A 15,375-nucleotide genomic window follows, 5' to 3' on the forward strand; every position below is an offset into this window, starting at 1 on the left:
GCCTCTATGCTGCACGCATCATAAAAGGAGGCGTTATGTTCAAATCACCATTGTTCTGGAAAATATTCACGCTGGCAGGCTGTATGGTTGTCCTGCTGATCCCCTTAACCATGCTCAGTAATCTCATCGAGGAGCGCGCAAATTACCGCGCTGATGTCGCTGACACGCTACGTCAGAGCAGCGCGGGGGCGCAGAAGCTCACCGGCCCTTTGATTGCGGTCCCCATCACCGAGATCACCACCGTTATTCAGGCCGACGGCGATAACCCGGCAAAAGAGATCAAACGTGAAAAAAATTACATTCGCTACTGGCTGCCCGAGTCGCTGATGGTGGACGGCAAGCAGCAGGTGGAGACTCGCGACATCGGCATCTATGAGGGACAAATCTGGCACGGCGATATCTCAATCAAAGCGGAGTTCGACCCAAAGCGACTGGGTATTAAGGCCGATGAAAACACGCTCATCGGTGAGCCTTTTGCGGTGCTGATGGTCAGCGATTCACGGGGTATTGGTCAGGTGAGGGCGACGAAAATCAATGGTGAGACGCTGAGCGTGGAGCCGGGCACCGGTTTGACCAGCGATCTGGAAGGGATACATATCCCGCTCGGAAGTGCCGACAGGCTTTCACAGGTGCAGACGCTGGAGATGGATTTTCGTCTTAACGGCACCAGCGAGTTTTCTGTGGTGCCGCTGGGAAGAAACAGCGCAATGACGCTCAACAGCGACTGGCCGCATCCGGGATTCATGGGCGACTTCCTGCCGGAAAAACGTGAGGTCAGCGCCAGTGGTTTCCAGGCGAGCTGGCAGAGCTCCTGGTTTGCCAATAATCTGGACAGCAAAATCGCTGACCGGGAGTTGTCTCAGTGGCAGTATTTACCCGCTTTCAGCGCCAGCATCGCCACCACCGCCGATCAGTATCAGTTGACCGATCGCGCGCTGAAGTATTCCATCCTGCTGATTAGCCTTACCTTTATGGCGTTTTTTGTATTCGAGATGCTCACGGCGCGGCAGTTGCATCCGTTGCAGTATCTGCTGGTAGGACTCTCGCTGGTGATGTTCTATCTGGTGTTGCTGGCGCTTTCCGAACACATCGGCTTCACGCCTGCCTGGATCATCGCCAGCATACTGGGAGCCATGATTAACGGTGTTTATTTGCAGGGTATTATGCAAAGCCGCTACGTCAGTATGGCGTTTGCCGGTGCGTTACTGCTGCTTGATGGCGTGATGTGGGGACTGTTGAATTCAGAGGATAATGCGCTGTTGCTGGGGACGGGGGTGCTGTTTGCGGCGCTCAGTACGGTGATGATCCTGACCCGCCGCTTTGACTGGTACTCGCTGTCGCATAGCAACAAAAAAGCGCAGCCTCAGCCCGCCGACGATGAGTTACGGATTTGGAAATAAAAAAGCGGCGCTGAGCGCCGCTTTTTTTTGAAGACTTATTCCTGCAAATCGCCGCAGAAACGGTAACCTTCACCGTGAATAGTGGCGATGATTTCCGGCGTATCCGGCGTGGATTCGAAATGCTTACGAATGCGACGGATAGTCACGTCCACAGTACGGTCGTGCGGCTTAAGCTCGCGGCCAGTCATCTTTTTCAGCAAATCGGCACGGGACTGAATCTTGCCCGGATTTTCGCAGAAGTGCAGCATGGCGCGGAATTCGCTGCGCGGCAGTTTGTACTGCTCACCGTTAGGGCTGACCAGAGAGCGGCTGTTGATATCCAGCTCCCAGCCGTTGAACTTGTAGCTATCAACGCTGCGACGTTCTTCACTGACGGCACTCAAATTCATGGTGCGGGACAGCAGGTTACGTGCACGGATAGTGAGTTCGCGCGGGTTAAAAGGTTTGGTGATGTAATCGTCAGCGCCAATTTCCAGGCCAAGGATTTTATCGACTTCGTTATCACGACCCGTCAGGAACATCAGCGCAACGTTTGCCTGCTCACGCAGTTCGCGCGCCAGCAAAAGCCCGTTTTTCCCAGGCAGGTTGATATCCATAATCACCAGATTAATGTCATTTTCGGAAAGGATCTGATGCATTTCAGCGCCATCCGTCGCTTCAAAGACATCGTAGCCTTCTGCTTCGAAAATGCTCTTTAACGTGTTGCGTGTTACCAACTCGTCTTCAACAATAAGAATTTGCGGGGTCTGCATGTTTGCTACCTAAATTGCCAACTAAATCGAAACAGGAAGTACAAAAGTCCCTGACCTGCCTGATACATGTCGCAAATTAACATGAACGGCGTAACATGACTAAAGTACGTAATGGCGTTCTTGATGCACTTTCCATCAACGTCAACAACATCATTAGCTTGGTCGTGGTTACTTTCCCCTGGACCCGACAGTGTCAAAAACGGCTGTCATCCTAACCATTTTAACAGCAACATAACAGGCTAAGTGACACCGGACACCCAATAAAACTACGCTTCGTTGACATATATCAAGTTCAATTGTAGCACGTTAACAGTTTGATGAACTCATCGCATCTTACTGTCATCGACATTAACAATTTATCAATAAACCAAGTAGTTGCAACACAAAATTAGTAAACAGAGTGAATCCAAGGGCAGGTAAGCAGTGCTAATCCAATAAATCAGGATAAACATAGGGATATGCAAGTTCTGTTAACATAAAGTCCGGTAATAAACTTAAGCAACAGTGTAGTCCTTTTTAAGCGTTCAAAAGGCAAATTTCAGTGATTGCTGTTGCAAAATTGTAAATTCGCATCGCGTATTATCTTTAAGAAATCAGCGACGGCGCGCAATAAGATTAAGAGAGTCACAAATGCAGCTATCTATTATTTTAGTTTCACCTGCCAGACCTGAAAACGTCGGTGCCGCCGCCCGGGCGATGAAGACCATGGGATTTACCGATATGCGCATTGTGGCGAGTGACGCCCATTTGCAGGAAGGGGCGCGCCGCGTGGCGCACGGTGCGGGTGATGTACTTGATAATATTACAGTTTACCCGACGCTTGCTGAAGCGTTAGCGGGCATTCAGTTTACCGTTGCGACCACCGCACGTAGCCGATCAAAATTTCATTACTACGCAACGCCTAATGAGCTGGTGCCGCTGTTACGGGAAAAGAGTGAATGGCTGAATCACGCCGCACTGGTTTTTGGTCGTGAAGATTCTGGGTTAACCAATGAAGAGCTGGCGCTGGCCGATATTTTAACGGGTGTGCCGATGGTGGCGGATTATCCGTCGCTGAATCTCGGCCAGGCGGTCATGGTGTATTGCTATCAGTTAAGCGAACTCATGCAGCAAATTGGTGAACAGGTCAGTAAAAGTGATGATAACCAGCTACAGGCGCTGCGCATTCGGGCGCGTATGCTGCTGGAAAAACTTAACGTCAGTGACGACACCAAAATGGTCGACTGGCTGGAGCAGCGCATCGGTCTTTTTGAACAGCGCGACACGGCTATGTTGCACCGATTGCTGCATGATATTGAAAAAAAGATGGCAGAGTAATTCCCTGATTTTATCTTTATCCATGGTTTAAGTGGCTGCTTTTCCCCTGAGAGGTGCAGGGTATTCGCTTAATGCGGTATCCCTCACAGTACCATCAGCAGGGAGCACAAAAGGTCACAAATTTAAAAATTCGTTGACTTAGCGGGCCGGATACTTTAACCAATATAGGCATACAGCACAGACAGATAAAAACTACAGAGCACACAACATCCATGAATCGCATCAGCACCACCATTATTACGACCACCACCATTACCACAGGTAACGGTGCGGGCTGACGCGTACAGGAAACACAGAAAAAAGCCCGCACCTCTACAGTGCGGGCTTTTTTTTCGACCAAAGATCAAGGGGTAATACCATGCGAGTCTTGAAGTTCGGCGGTACATCAGTGGCAAATGCAGAACGTTTTCTGCGGGTTGCCGACATTCTGGAAAGCAATGCCAGGCAGGGGCAGGTTGCCACCGTGCTGTCTGCCCCTGCCAAAATCACTAACCATCTGGTGGCCATGATTGAGAAAACCATCAGTGGTCAGGATGCCGTACCCAATATCAGTGATGCTGAACGTATTTTTGCCGAACTTCTGCAGGGTCTGGAAGAGGTGCAGCCGGGCTTCCCACATGCCCGGTTAAAAGCGGTGGTCGATCATGAGTTCGCACAGATCAAACACGTTCTGCACGGCATCAGCCTGTTAGGACAGTGCCCGGACAGTATCAACGCCGCCATCATCTGCCGGGGTGAAAAGCTCTCAATCGCTATCATGGCCGGGCTTCTGGAAGCGCGCGGTCATCAGGTTTCGGTTATCGATCCGGTCGAAAAATTACTCGCGCATGGTCATTACCTCGAATCTACGGTCGATATTCCTGAGTCCACCCGCCGTATTACCGCCAGCAAAATTCCTGCTGACCATATGATCCTGATGGCGGGCTTTACCGCCGGGAATGAAAAAGGCGAACTGGTGGTACTGGGCCGTAACGGTTCAGACTATTCAGCCGCCGTGCTGGCCGCCTGTCTGCGCGCCGATTGTTGTGAAATCTGGACCGACGTTGACGGCGTATATACCTGCGATCCGCGTCAGGTACCCGATGCCCGCCTGCTGAAATCAATGTCGTATCAGGAGGCGATGGAGCTTTCTTACTTCGGTGCGAAAGTGCTGCACCCGCGCACCATTACTCCTATCGCCCAGTTCCAGATCCCCTGCCTGATTAAAAACACCGGTAACCCGCAGGCACCCGGCACGCTGATTGGCGCGAGCGCCGATGAAGACGGCCTGCCGGTAAAAGGCATCTCCAATCTGAATAACATGGCGATGTTCAGCGTCTCCGGCCCCGGCATGAAAGGTATGGTCGGCATGGCGGCGCGCGTATTCGCGACCATGTCACGCGCCGGGATTTCGGTAGTGCTGATCACCCAGTCGTCGTCCGAATACAGCATCAGCTTCTGCGTGCCGCAGGCCGATTGCGCCCGCGCTCAACGTGCGATGGCCGATGAGTTTTATCTGGAGCTGAAAGAAGGGCTGCTGGAACCGCTGGCGGTGATGGAGCGGTTGGCGATCATCTCCGTGGTCGGTGATGGCATGCGCACGCTGCGCGGCATCTCGGCAAAATTCTTTGCGGCGCTGGCCCGCGCCAACATCAACATTGTCGCAATCGCCCAGGGCTCTTCTGAGCGTTCAATTTCAGTGGTGGTGAATAATGACGATGCCACAACGGGCGTGCGCGTCACTCACCAGATGCTGTTTGCCACCGATCAGGTGATTGAAGTCTTTGTCATCGGCGTGGGTGGCGTAGGCGGTGCCTTGCTGGAGCAGTTAAAGCGTCAGCAAACCTGGCTTAAGAATAAACACATCGATCTGCGCGTCTGCGGTATCGCCAATTCAAAAGCGCTGCTGACCAACGTGCACGGGCTGAATCTGGAGAACTGGCAGGCGGAAATGGCCGAAGCCAAAGAGCCGTTCAACCTGGGGCGCTTAATTCGTCTGGTGAAAGAATATCACCTGCTAAACCCGGTGATCGTCGACTGTACCTCCAGCCAGGCGGTGGCGGATCAGTACGCCGACTTCCTGCGCGAAGGGTTCCACGTCGTCACGCCGAACAAAAAAGCCAACACTTCGTCGATGGATTATTACCATCAACTGCGTTATGCGGCGGCCAAATCGCGCCGTAAATTCCTCTACGACACCAACGTGGGCGCAGGTCTGCCGGTCATTGAAAACCTGCAAAACCTGCTGAACGCCGGTGATGAATTGCAGCGTTTCTCCGGCATCCTTTCCGGTTCGCTGTCGTTTATTTTTGGCAAACTGGATGAGGGGATGAGCCTGTCAGAAGCTACCGGCATCGCGCGTGAAATGGGCTATACCGAGCCGGATCCGCGTGATGATTTATCCGGGATGGACGTGGCGCGCAAATTGCTGATCCTCGCCCGTGAAACCGGACGCGAGCTGGAGCTTTCTGATATTGTCATTGAACCCGTGCTGCCTGAAAGTTTCGATGACAGCGGTGATGTCACCAGCTTTATGGCCCGTCTGCCGCAGCTTGACGATGCCTTTGCCGCGCGCGTGGCGAAAGCCCGTGATGAAGGCAAAGTGCTGCGCTACGTCGGCAACATTGAAGACGACGGCGTGTGCCGGGTGAAAATCGCTGAAGTGGACGGCAACGATCCGCTGTATAAAGTGAAAAACGGCGAGAACGCGCTGGCGTTTTACAGCCACTATTATCAACCGCTGCCGCTGGTTCTGCGCGGTTACGGGGCGGGCAATGATGTGACGGCGGCGGGCGTGTTTGCCGACCTGCTGCGCACCCTCTCATGGAAGTTAGGAGTTTAACATGGTGAAAGTGTATGCCCCGGCTTCCAGCGCCAATATGAGCGTCGGATTTGACGTGCTGGGTGCGGCGGTCACGCCAGTGGATGGTTCACTGTTAGGCGATACAGTGACGGTGGAAGCGGCGGAGCAGTTTAGCCTCAATAACGTGGGCCGTTTCGCCAGCAAACTGCCTGCGGAACCGCGTGAGAATATCGTCTATCAATGCTGGGAGCGTTTCTGTCTTGAGATCGGCAAAACTATCCCGGTGGCGATGACGCTGGAAAAGAGTATGCCGATTGGCTCGGGCTTAGGCTCCAGCGCCTGTTCGGTAGTGGCCGGCTTAATGGCAATGAACGAGTTTTGCGGCAAGCCGCTTAACGACACACGCCTGCTGGCGCTGATGGGCGAGCTGGAAGGGCGTATCTCCGGCAGTATCCATTACGACAACGTTGCCCCCTGTTTCCTCGGCGGCATGCAGTTGATGATCGAAGAAAACGGCATCATCAGCCAGCAGGTGCCAGGCTTTGATGACTGGCTGTGGGTACTGGCGTATCCGGGCATTAAGGTCTCTACCGCCGAAGCCCGCGCGATCCTGCCCGCGCAGTATCGTCGTCAGGATTGCATCGCGCACGGTCGCCATCTGGCGGGCTTTATTCACGCCTGCTACACGCAGCAACCGCAGCTTGCGGCGAAGCTGATGAAAGATGTGATTGCTGAACCGTATCGCACCAAACTGCTGCCAGGTTTCCATGAAGCCCGTCAGGCGGTGGCGGATATTGGCGCGCTGGCCAGCGGCATCTCCGGCTCCGGGCCAACGATGTTTGCGGTGTGCGATAAACCTGATACCGCGCAGCGTGTGGCTGACTGGCTACGCCTGAACTATCTGCAAAACAACGAAGGCTTTATTCATATTTGCCGGCTGGACACGGCGGGCGCACGAGTACTGGGATAACACATGAAACTCTACAATCTTAAAGATCATAACGAGCAGGTCAGTTTTGCCCAGGCGGTGACGCAGGGGCTGGGGAAAAACCAGGGGCTGTTTTTCCCGCACGATCTGCCGGAGTTCAGCCTGACCGACATCGACGCGATGCTGGAGATGGACTTCATCACCCGCAGCAGCAAAATTCTGGCGGCCTTTATCGGCGATGAAATCCCGCAGGATGAACTTGAAGCCCGCGTTCGCGCCGCGTTCGCTTTCCCGGCTCCGGTCAGCCACGTTGAAGAGGACATCGGCTGTCTGGAACTGTTCCACGGCCCGACGCTGGCATTTAAAGATTTCGGCGGACGCTTTATGGCGCAGATGCTGACGCACATCAGCGGCGACAAGCCGGTTACCATTCTGACAGCCACCTCCGGCGACACCGGGGCGGCGGTCGCCCATGCGTTTTACGGCCTGAAAAACGTGCGCGTGGTGATCCTCTATCCACAGGGGAAAATCAGCCCGCTTCAGGAAAAACTGTTCTGCACGCTGGGCGGCAACATTGAAACTATCGCCATCGACGGCGATTTTGATGCCTGCCAGGCGCTGGTGAAACAGGCGTTTGACGATGAAGAAATGAAGGTCGCGCTGGGGCTTAACTCCGCCAACTCGATTAACATCAGCCGTCTGCTGGCGCAGATTTGCTACTACTTCGAAGCGGTCGCGCAACTGCCGCAGGAAGCACGTAATCAACTGGTGGTTTCCGTCCCCAGCGGTAACTTTGGCGATTTAACCGCGGGCCTGCTGGCGAAATCTCTCGGCCTGCCGGTGAAGCGTTTTATCGCGGCCACCAACGCCAACGACACCGTACCGCGTTTCCTGCAGGCGGGAGAATGGTCACCGAAAACCACTCAGGCGACGCTGTCTAACGCGATGGATGTGTCACAGCCGAACAACTGGCCGCGTGTGGAAGAAATTTTCCGCCGCAAAATCTGGCGTCTGAACGAGCTGGGCTATGCTGCCGTGGACGATGAAACCACCAAAGAGACGATGCTGGAGCTTAAGGCGAAGGGCTATCTTTCCGAGCCGCATGCGGCGGTGGCCTATCGTGCGCTGCGCGATCAGCTGAATCCGGGCGAATACGGGCTGTTCCTGGGGACAGCGCATCCGGCGAAATTCAAAGAGAGCGTGGAAGCGATCCTCGGCGAAGAACTGGCCCTGCCGCGCGAGCTGGCAGAGCGCGCCGACCTGCCGCTGCTGTCGCATAATCTGCCTGCGGATTTTGCTGCGCTGCGTGAATTGATGATGAGCAAAGCGTAAGTTTTCTGTTTTACCCTCACCCCGGCCCTCTCCCTCAGGGAGAGGGAGAAAGGCGGGATCGGCATCGAACTGTCCCCTCTCCCCTGGGGAGAGGGTTAAGGTGAGGGCAGTTTTAGTCCCTTCTCCCCTGGGAAGAGGGTTAAGGTGAGGGCGGTTTTAGTCCCCTCTCCCCGGGGGAGAGGGTTAGGGTGAGGGGAAAATTACTGCTCCCGGCGCTTAAACACCAGCTCGCCTTTCCCTGACGTCTCCTCGTCAAAGAAATAACCATCCACATCAAACGCTTTCAACTGCTCAGGTTTAGTCAGGCGGTTTTCAATGATATAGCGGCTCATCAGCCCGCGCGCTTTCTTGGCATAAAAACTGATCACTTTAAACTTGCCGTTTTTCTCATCCAGAAACACCGGTTTGATCATCTCAGCCTTGAGCTTTTTCGGCTTCACCGCGCGGAAGTATTCGTCTGAAGCGAGGTTGATAACAATCTCATCCCCCTGCGCTGCCAGCGCCTCATTGAGCTTATCGGTGATGGTGTCGCCCCAGAACTGGTAGAGATCGCTGCCTTGCGCATTTTGCAGGCGGATACCCATCTCCAGGCGATAGGGCTGCATCAGATCCAGCGGGCGCAGCACGCCGTACAGCCCGGAAAGCATGCGCAGATGCTGCTGGGCAAAATCAAAATCGGCTTCGCTGAAGGTTTCTGCCTGAAGACCGGTATACACGTCGCCTTTAAACGCCAGAATGGCCTGGCGGGCGTTATCCGGGGTGAAATCGGGCTGCCAGTCGTGAAAGCGGGTGACGTTCAGATCGGCCAGTTTATCGCTGATACCCATCAGCGCTTTAACGTCCGACGCCGTCAGTTCACGCGCCACTTTGATAAGTTGCTGTGAATGATCCAGCAGTTCAGGCTGGGTGTAGCGGGCGGTCGCCAGCGGACTTTGGTAATCCAGGGTCTTGGCCGGTGAAATCAGAATAAGCATATCCAGTCCTTGCAGAAATTTTGGCTGACTGTAACAAAAAAAGGGCGTGGCTTGATCAATTGTTGCGATTGCTGTCCTGGTTTAGCGAGGCGTGATTCCAGGCACCCGGCGCAAGCTGGCGGTCAATATCCGGGTAGCGTTTTGAATCAAAAACGGGCCGGATCCCCAGTTTGCGCTGGCGCAGATAATCGCTGGCGATAATGCGCACCACGGGGGACAACAGCAGAATGGCCGTCAGGTTGATAATGGCCATCAGCGCCATCAGCACATCGGCTAACTGCCAGATCATCGGCAGAGAGATGAGCGAGCCGGTTACTACCATCACCACAGTAAACAGCCGCAGCAGCCAGACATTTCGCCTGCTGTGCGCGCGCAAAAAGATCAGGTTATTTTCCGCGTAGATGTAGTTCACCACAACCGAGGTAAAGGCGAAAAACAGGCTAATCAGCGCGACAAAGCCCGCCGCCCAGTCGCCGGTGAGTGACACCATCGCCTGCTGTATAAGCTGGATACCGCTATCCGAAGACTCGGTGGAATAGTCGCCCGCCAGCAGAATGAGCATTGCGCTGGCCGTGCTGACGATAATGGTGTCGATAAAAACGCCAATCATCTGCACAATTCCCTGCGCTGCGGGGTGTGGCGGCCATGACGCGGCAGCGGCGGCAGCGTTGGGTGTCGAGCCCATGCCCGCTTCATTCGACAGCATCCCGCGCTGAAATCCGCTGGTCAGCGCCTGGCTGATGGTATAACCAAGAGTGCCCGCTGCGGCTTCCTGCCAGCCAAAGGCGCTCTTCACAATCAGCGCGATAATGCCGGGCCACTGATCGAGATGCCAGAGACTCAGTAAGAGGCTGGCGCTGACCCAAAGGGTGGCTAATACCGGCACCAGCCACTGCATCAGGCGGGCCACGCCGCGCAATCCCCGGACAATCACCAGCAGGCTCAGTGCCGCGAGGAATAACCCGGCGGCAAGGCCGGGGATGTCCCAGGCAAAATGTAAGGCATTAGCGACGGAGTGAGCCTGAACGGTATTGAAAATGATCCCGTAGGCAAGCAGTAAAACGATCGAGAAGAGGACGCCCATCCAGCGCATACCCAGTCCACGGGCGATATACCAGGCGGGGCCGCCGCGAAACTGCTGGTGTTCATCACGCTCTTTATACAACTGCGCCAGCGAGCACTCGGCAAAGGAGGTCGCCATGCTCAGCAGCGCGGACATCCACATCCAGAAGACTGCGCCCGGTCCGCCTGCGACAACCGCCAGCGCCACGCCAGCAAGATTGCCGCTGCCAATACGTGCACCCAGGCTGGTACACAGCGCCTGGAAAGAGGTTAACCCGCCGGGCTGCGGGGTGACGCTGCTTTTCAGGCTGCGGCCAGCGTAGCGGAGATAGCGAAACTGGATAAACCGGCTGCGAACAGTGAACCAGATCCCTGCGCCCATCAGCAGGTAGATCATCACTGCGCCCCAGAGTATTTCATTGATAAATGAGAAAAAATCAGGCATTAACATCCCTCTTGTTGATGCCGTTATCGTGCCATTAGCGTTGTGCGCGGATGGCTGCTCGTCAGGTAAACGGCGAGTCTACCATACTCTGCGGATGCGCATTGTCTGCGGTTGCGCCAGCGTAGTGGCGTGATATTATCAGGGCAGACCGGTTACATCCCCCTAACAAGCTGTTTAAAGAGAAACACTATTATGACGGATAAATTGACCTCCCTTCGTCAGTTCACCACCGTGGTGGCCGACACTGGAGACATCGCGGCAATGAAGCTGTACCAGCCGCAGGATGCCACAACTAACCCTTCTCTGATCCTTAACGCAGCCCAGATCCCTGAATACCGTAAACTGATTGACGATGCTGTTACCTGGGCGAAAAACCAGAGCAGCGACCGTGCTCAGCAGATCGTTGATGCGTCTGACAAACTGGCCGTCAATATCGGTCTGGAAATCCTCAAGCTGATCCCAGGCCGTATCTCTACCGAAGTGGATGCGCGCCTCTCTTACGATACCGACGCGTCCATCGCCAAAGCGAAAAGCCTGATCAAACTGTATAACGATGCGGGCATCAGCAACGATCGTATTCTGATCAAACTGGCTTCTACCTGGCAGGGTATTCGTGCCGCTGAACAGCTGGAAAAAGAAGGCATCAACTGTAACCTTACGCTGCTGTTCTCCTTCGCTCAGGCGCGTGCCTGTGCCGAAGCGGGCGTATTCCTGATCTCTCCGTTCGTGGGCCGTATCCTCGACTGGTACAAAGCGAATACCGACAAGAAAGAGTATGCCGCTTCTGAAGATCCGGGCGTTGTTTCCGTGACCGAAATCTACGAATACTACAAGCAGCACGGTTATGAAACCGTTGTGATGGGCGCAAGCTTCCGTAACGTCGGCGAAATCATTGAGCTGGCTGGCTGCGACCGTCTGACCATCGCGCCGGCACTGCTGAAAGAACTGGCTGAAAGTGAAGGCACTATTGAGCGTAAACTGAGCTTCAGCGGTGAAGTGAAAGCCCGCCCTGAGCGCATTACCGAATCTGAGTTCCTGTGGCAGCACAACCAGGATCCGATGGCGGTAGACAAACTGGCGGACGGTATCCGTAAGTTTGCGGTCGACCAGGAAAAACTGGAAAAAATGATCGGCGATCTGCTGTAATCATACTGGCGTGGCCGGGTTCCCGGTCACGCTACCTCTTCTGAAATCTGTCTGTCCCTCTCTTCGCCGTGTATCATTCTGTTTAACCAGACTTGTTTAAACGGAAATCTCATGAACACTTTACGCATTGGCTTAGTCTCCATCTCAGATCGCGCATCCAGCGGCGTTTATCAGGATAAAGGCATCCCCGCCCTCGAAGAATGGCTGGCGCGCGCATTAACAACGCCGTTTGAAATTGAAACCCGGCTGATCCCCGATGAGCAGGCGATCATCGAGCAGACTCTGTGCGAACTGGTAGATGAAATGAGCTGCCATCTGGTGCTGACGACCGGCGGTACGGGCCCGGCGCGTCGTGATGTGACCCCGGACGCCACGCTTGCGATTGCCGATCGGGAAATGCCCGGTTTTGGTGAGCAGATGCGGCAGATCAGCCTGCACTTTGTGCCGACGGCGATTTTGTCCCGTCAGGTGGGCGTGATCCGTAAACAGGCGCTGATTCTGAATCTGCCAGGCCAGCCAAAATCCATTAAGGAGACGCTGGAAGGGCTGAAATCGCCGGACGGAAAGGTGGTTGTCGCGGGTATTTTTGCCAGTGTACCTTATTGTGTACAGTTGCTTGAGGGGCCGTATGTGGAAACCGATAGCGATGTGGTAGCAGCATTTCGCCCAAAAAGCGCCATTCGCGAGATAATCTCCTGAAAATAGTGCGTTCATGAATTAAGCCGCACCGTCTCTGGCGTGTTACTTTATTTACGGTATAGTAATTTTTACTTTACAGTATGTGTTTAAATAATTTATCACGCCTGTTTACAAATGGTCGGCTATGTCAAATTACACACGTCCCCTCAATCGTCAGGATTATAAAACGCTGTCGCTCGCTGCATTAGGCGGGGCGCTGGAGTTTTATGACTTCATCATTTTTGTCTTCTTTGCTGCCGTCGTGGGAGAACTGTTCTTCCCGGCTGACATTCCCGAATGGCTTCGTCAGGTGCAGACCTTCGGTATTTTTGCCGCAGGCTATCTGGCGCGTCCGTTGGGCGGCATCATCATGGCGCACTTTGGCGATCTGGTCGGCCGCAAGAAAATGTTTACCCTCAGCATCCTGCTGATGGCGGTACCGACGCTGGCGATTGGCCTGTTGCCGACCTACGCCTCGATGGGCATTCTTGCGCCGCTATTGCTCCTGCTGATGCGCGTGCTTCAGGGAGCGGCCATCGGCGGTGAAGTGCCGGGGGCGTGGGTGTTCGTTGCGGAGCATGTACCCGCGCGTCGCATCGGCATTGCCTGTGGCACGCTGACCGCAGGATTGACCGTTGGGATTTTACTGGGTTCGGTGGTCGCCACGCAGGTAAACACCCGCCTGACGCCGCAGGACGTTCATGATTTTGGCTGGCGTATTCCGTTCCTGCTCGGCGGTGCGTTTGGCCTGGTGGCGATGTATTTACGCCGCTGGTTGCAGGAGACGCCGATTTTTCTCGAAATGCAGCAGCGTAAAGCGCTGGCACAGGAACTGCCGGTCAAAGCGGTGGTGGCTAACCATAAAAAGGCAGTGATTGTCTCGATGCTGCTGACCTGGCTGCTGTCTGCCGGGATTGTTGTGGTGATCCTGATGTCACCCGTCTGGCTGCAAAAACAGTACGGCCTGGCCCCGGCGCTGACCTTAAAAGCTAACAGTATCGCCACCATTATGCTCTGCATCGGCTGCCTGCTGGCGGGTCTCGCGGCGGACCGGTTTGGTGCCAGCAAAACCTTTATTGTCGGTAGCCTGTTGCTCGCCTGCTCAAACTGGATCTTCTATCACTTTGCGGGTGCGCACCCGGAACATCTGTTCCTTTTATACGGACTGGTGGGGCTGTGCGTAGGTGTCGTCGGCGCAGTACCTTACGTCATGGTGCGCGCGTTTCCGGCGGAAGTGCGATTCACCGGGATCTCGTTTTCCTACAACGTGTCGTATGCCATTTTTGGCGGCCTGACGCCGATTGCGGTCACCATGCTGATGGGCGTATCGCCAATGGCCCCGGCCTGGTACGTGCTGGCGCTGTCGCTGGTAGGATTAATGCTGGGGATCTGGCTGCGTCAGGATCTGTATCATAACGATGCGCGGGCGCAGTCCCTGCAACACACCTCGTAAGAATTTGCCGGGTAGCGGAAGGTTACCCGGCCTGCGCTTTATCGTTCACATTTTTTCCGAGCCTCCTCGCAGGGTTTTCACCTCATTCTGACAACGATCAGGATGAGGTAAATACTGCGAGCAGGTTTTGTTTAATGGAAAAAACATGACAAGGACATCGTCGTCTACGCCGCATGATGCGGTATTCAAACACTTTATGACCCATCCCGACACCGCGCGCGATTTTCTGGAGATTCATCTTCCCGAACATCTTTTGCAACTGTGCGACCTCTCAACGCTACGTCTCGAATCAGGCAGTTTTATAGAAGAAAACCTGCAGTCCCGCTATTCCGATGTGCTTTGGTCGCTGCAAACCCGGCATGGCGCGGGCTATATTTATGCCCTGCTGGAACATCAAAGTACGCCTGACAGACAAATGACGTTGCGGCTCATGCGCTATGCGCTGGCAGCAATGCAACGCCATGTTGACGCCGGGAACGAGAAACTCCCGCTAGTGATCCCCGTTCTTTTTTATCACGGAGCTATCAGTCCGTATCCCTATTCACTGCGCTGGCTGGATGGATTTGAAAACCCGGCGCTGGCGCAGGCACTCTATACGCAGGCTTTCCCGCTGGTTGATGTGACGGTCATTCCCGACGATCGGATCCTGACGCATCGCAGAGTGGCGATCCTGGAGTTCCTGCAAAAACATATTCGTGCGCGGGATCTCATGGAGTTTCATGCGCATTTGGCTTCACTACTTTTGGGAAGCTACACTACCGGGCACCAGCTACGGACAGTCATTCACTATATTGTGCAGGCCGGAAATGCCACCGATCACGGCGCGCTTATTCGTTTGCTGGCAAAAAAAGCACCGCAACATAAGGATATTCTAATGACGATTGCAGAACAGCTCAGGCAGGAAGGTCACGGAGAAGGATTGCTTCAGGGGCGTAAAGAAGGGCGAGGCGAAGGTTTAGTGCAAGGCCGTCTGGAGGCCACCATGCGTATTGCACAAGCGATGCTTGATAGTGGGCTTTCACACGCGCAGATCATACAGCTCACAGGATTATCAGAAGAAGCGCTGAATACGCTGACGCACTCTTAAAACATCAGCGCAATCATGC

13 protein-coding genes, 1 pseudogene and 1 other annotated feature are annotated in these 15,375 nt (G+C 54.5%); of the genes and pseudogenes, 11 read left to right on the forward strand and 3 right to left on the reverse strand.

Annotation, left to right across the window (positions count from 1 at the left end; genetic code table 11):
* Window positions 1-35: 35 nt before the first annotated feature.
* Window positions 36-1,400 (forward strand): cell envelope integrity protein CreD, encoded by a 1,365-nt coding sequence (creD, locus tag BM373_RS13570; RefSeq protein WP_090462257.1) that lies wholly within the window; start codon window positions 36-38, stop codon window positions 1,398-1,400.
* Window positions 1,401-1,435: 35 nt separating this feature from the next.
* Here creD and arcA read toward each other — a convergent pair whose 3' ends face one another.
* Window positions 1,436-2,152 carry a two-component system response regulator ArcA gene (arcA, locus tag BM373_RS13575; protein WP_090462259.1) on the reverse strand — a complete coding sequence of 239 codons (717 nt, stop codon included), beginning with the start codon at window positions 2,150-2,152 and terminating at the stop codon, window positions 1,436-1,438.
* Window positions 2,153-2,247: 95 nt separating this feature from the next.
* On the opposite strand from arcA, the pseudogene yjjY reads away from it, so the two are divergent.
* The 6 genes and pseudogenes from yjjY (at window position 2,248) to thrC (ending at window position 8,511) form a co-directional block, all read left to right on the forward strand.
* Window positions 2,248-2,387 (forward strand): annotated as a pseudogene (gene yjjY, locus BM373_RS13580) (protein YjjY).
* A 395-nt stretch (window positions 2,388-2,782) separates the two neighbouring features.
* The gene (locus BM373_RS13585) at window positions 2,783-3,469 is read left to right on the forward strand and encodes a tRNA/rRNA methyltransferase (RefSeq protein WP_090462261.1); all 687 of its coding nucleotides are present in this window, start codon (window positions 2,783-2,785) and stop codon (window positions 3,467-3,469) included.
* A gap of 212 nt (window positions 3,470-3,681) precedes the next feature.
* A complete protein-coding gene (gene thrL, locus BM373_RS13590; RefSeq protein WP_090462616.1) occupies window positions 3,682-3,747 on the forward strand; it encodes a thr operon leader peptide in 66 nt (21 codons plus the stop codon).
* Window positions 3,683-3,803: a sequence feature (Thr leader region), on the forward strand. Its footprint overlaps the gene before it by 65 nt.
* A 24-nt stretch (window positions 3,804-3,827) precedes the next feature.
* Entirely contained in the window at window positions 3,828-6,290 is a 2,463-nt protein-coding gene (gene thrA / locus BM373_RS13595) for a bifunctional aspartate kinase/homoserine dehydrogenase I (RefSeq protein ID WP_090462263.1), read from the forward strand.
* Window position 6,291: 1 nt separating this feature from the next.
* Complete coding sequence (gene thrB / locus BM373_RS13600) at window positions 6,292-7,221, forward strand: homoserine kinase (protein WP_090462265.1); 930 nt, start codon at window positions 6,292-6,294, stop codon at window positions 7,219-7,221.
* A gap of 3 nt (window positions 7,222-7,224) precedes the next feature.
* The gene (gene thrC, locus BM373_RS13605) at window positions 7,225-8,511 is read left to right on the forward strand and encodes a threonine synthase (protein WP_090462267.1); all 1,287 of its coding nucleotides are present in this window, start codon (window positions 7,225-7,227) and stop codon (window positions 8,509-8,511) included.
* A gap of 200 nt (window positions 8,512-8,711) precedes the next feature.
* On the opposite strand, the gene yaaA is transcribed toward thrC, so the two are convergent.
* Entirely contained in the window at window positions 8,712-9,485 is a 774-nt protein-coding gene (gene yaaA / locus BM373_RS13610) for a peroxide stress protein YaaA (RefSeq protein WP_090462268.1), read from the reverse strand.
* Window positions 9,486-9,540: 55 nt separating this feature from the next.
* Window positions 9,541-10,992 carry an alanine/glycine:cation symporter family protein gene (locus tag BM373_RS13615; RefSeq protein WP_090462269.1) on the reverse strand — a complete coding sequence of 484 codons (1,452 nt, stop codon included), beginning with the start codon at window positions 10,990-10,992 and terminating at the stop codon, window positions 9,541-9,543.
* Window positions 10,993-11,184: 192 nt separating this feature from the next.
* Here BM373_RS13615 and tal point away from each other — a divergent pair, with 192 nt between their 5' ends.
* The 4 genes from tal to BM373_RS13635 all read left to right on the forward strand — a co-directional run bounded on the left by tal (window position 11,185) and on the right by BM373_RS13635 (window position 15,356).
* Entirely contained in the window at window positions 11,185-12,138 is a 954-nt protein-coding gene (tal, locus tag BM373_RS13620) for a transaldolase (protein ID WP_090462271.1), read from the forward strand.
* Window positions 12,139-12,249: 111 nt separating this feature from the next.
* Window positions 12,250-12,837, forward strand: coding sequence for a molybdopterin adenylyltransferase (gene mog, locus BM373_RS13625; protein ID WP_090462273.1), 588 nt, complete (start codon window positions 12,250-12,252; stop codon window positions 12,835-12,837).
* A 124-nt stretch (window positions 12,838-12,961) separates the two neighbouring features.
* Window positions 12,962-14,269 carry an MFS transporter gene (locus BM373_RS13630; RefSeq protein WP_090462275.1) on the forward strand — a complete coding sequence of 436 codons (1,308 nt, stop codon included), beginning with the start codon at window positions 12,962-12,964 and terminating at the stop codon, window positions 14,267-14,269.
* A 145-nt stretch (window positions 14,270-14,414) separates the two neighbouring features.
* Window positions 14,415-15,356 (forward strand): Rpn family recombination-promoting nuclease/putative transposase, encoded by a 942-nt coding sequence (locus BM373_RS13635; RefSeq protein ID WP_090462277.1) that lies wholly within the window; start codon window positions 14,415-14,417, stop codon window positions 15,354-15,356.
* The last annotated feature ends 19 nt before the right edge of the window (window positions 15,357-15,375 follow it).

Origin of the sequence: Enterobacter sp. kpr-6 (assembly GCF_900116015.1) — a bacterium.
GTDB lineage: Bacteria > Pseudomonadota > Gammaproteobacteria > Enterobacterales > Enterobacteriaceae > Enterobacter_D.

Excerpts from the sequence above, each read along its gene's own strand:
- creD (WP_090462257.1), top strand. The coding sequence starts at position 36 with ATGTTCAAATCACCATTGTTCTGGAAAATATTCACGCTGGCAGGCTGT.
- arcA (WP_090462259.1), bottom strand. The coding sequence starts at position 2,152 with ATGCAGACCCCGCAAATTCTTATTGTTGAAGACGAGTTGGTAACACGC.
- BM373_RS13585 (WP_090462261.1), top strand. The coding sequence starts at position 2,783 with ATGCAGCTATCTATTATTTTAGTTTCACCTGCCAGACCTGAAAACGTC.
- thrA (WP_090462263.1), top strand. The coding sequence starts at position 3,828 with ATGCGAGTCTTGAAGTTCGGCGGTACATCAGTGGCAAATGCAGAACGT.
- thrB (WP_090462265.1), top strand. The coding sequence starts at position 6,292 with ATGGTGAAAGTGTATGCCCCGGCTTCCAGCGCCAATATGAGCGTCGGA.
- thrC (WP_090462267.1), top strand. The coding sequence starts at position 7,225 with ATGAAACTCTACAATCTTAAAGATCATAACGAGCAGGTCAGTTTTGCC.
- yaaA (WP_090462268.1), bottom strand. The coding sequence starts at position 9,485 with ATGCTTATTCTGATTTCACCGGCCAAGACCCTGGATTACCAAAGTCCG.
- BM373_RS13615 (WP_090462269.1), bottom strand. The coding sequence starts at position 10,992 with ATGCCTGATTTTTTCTCATTTATCAATGAAATACTCTGGGGCGCAGTG.
- tal (WP_090462271.1), top strand. The coding sequence starts at position 11,185 with ATGACGGATAAATTGACCTCCCTTCGTCAGTTCACCACCGTGGTGGCC.
- mog (WP_090462273.1), top strand. The coding sequence starts at position 12,250 with ATGAACACTTTACGCATTGGCTTAGTCTCCATCTCAGATCGCGCATCC.
- BM373_RS13630 (WP_090462275.1), top strand. The coding sequence starts at position 12,962 with ATGTCAAATTACACACGTCCCCTCAATCGTCAGGATTATAAAACGCTG.
- BM373_RS13635 (WP_090462277.1), top strand. The coding sequence starts at position 14,415 with ATGACAAGGACATCGTCGTCTACGCCGCATGATGCGGTATTCAAACAC.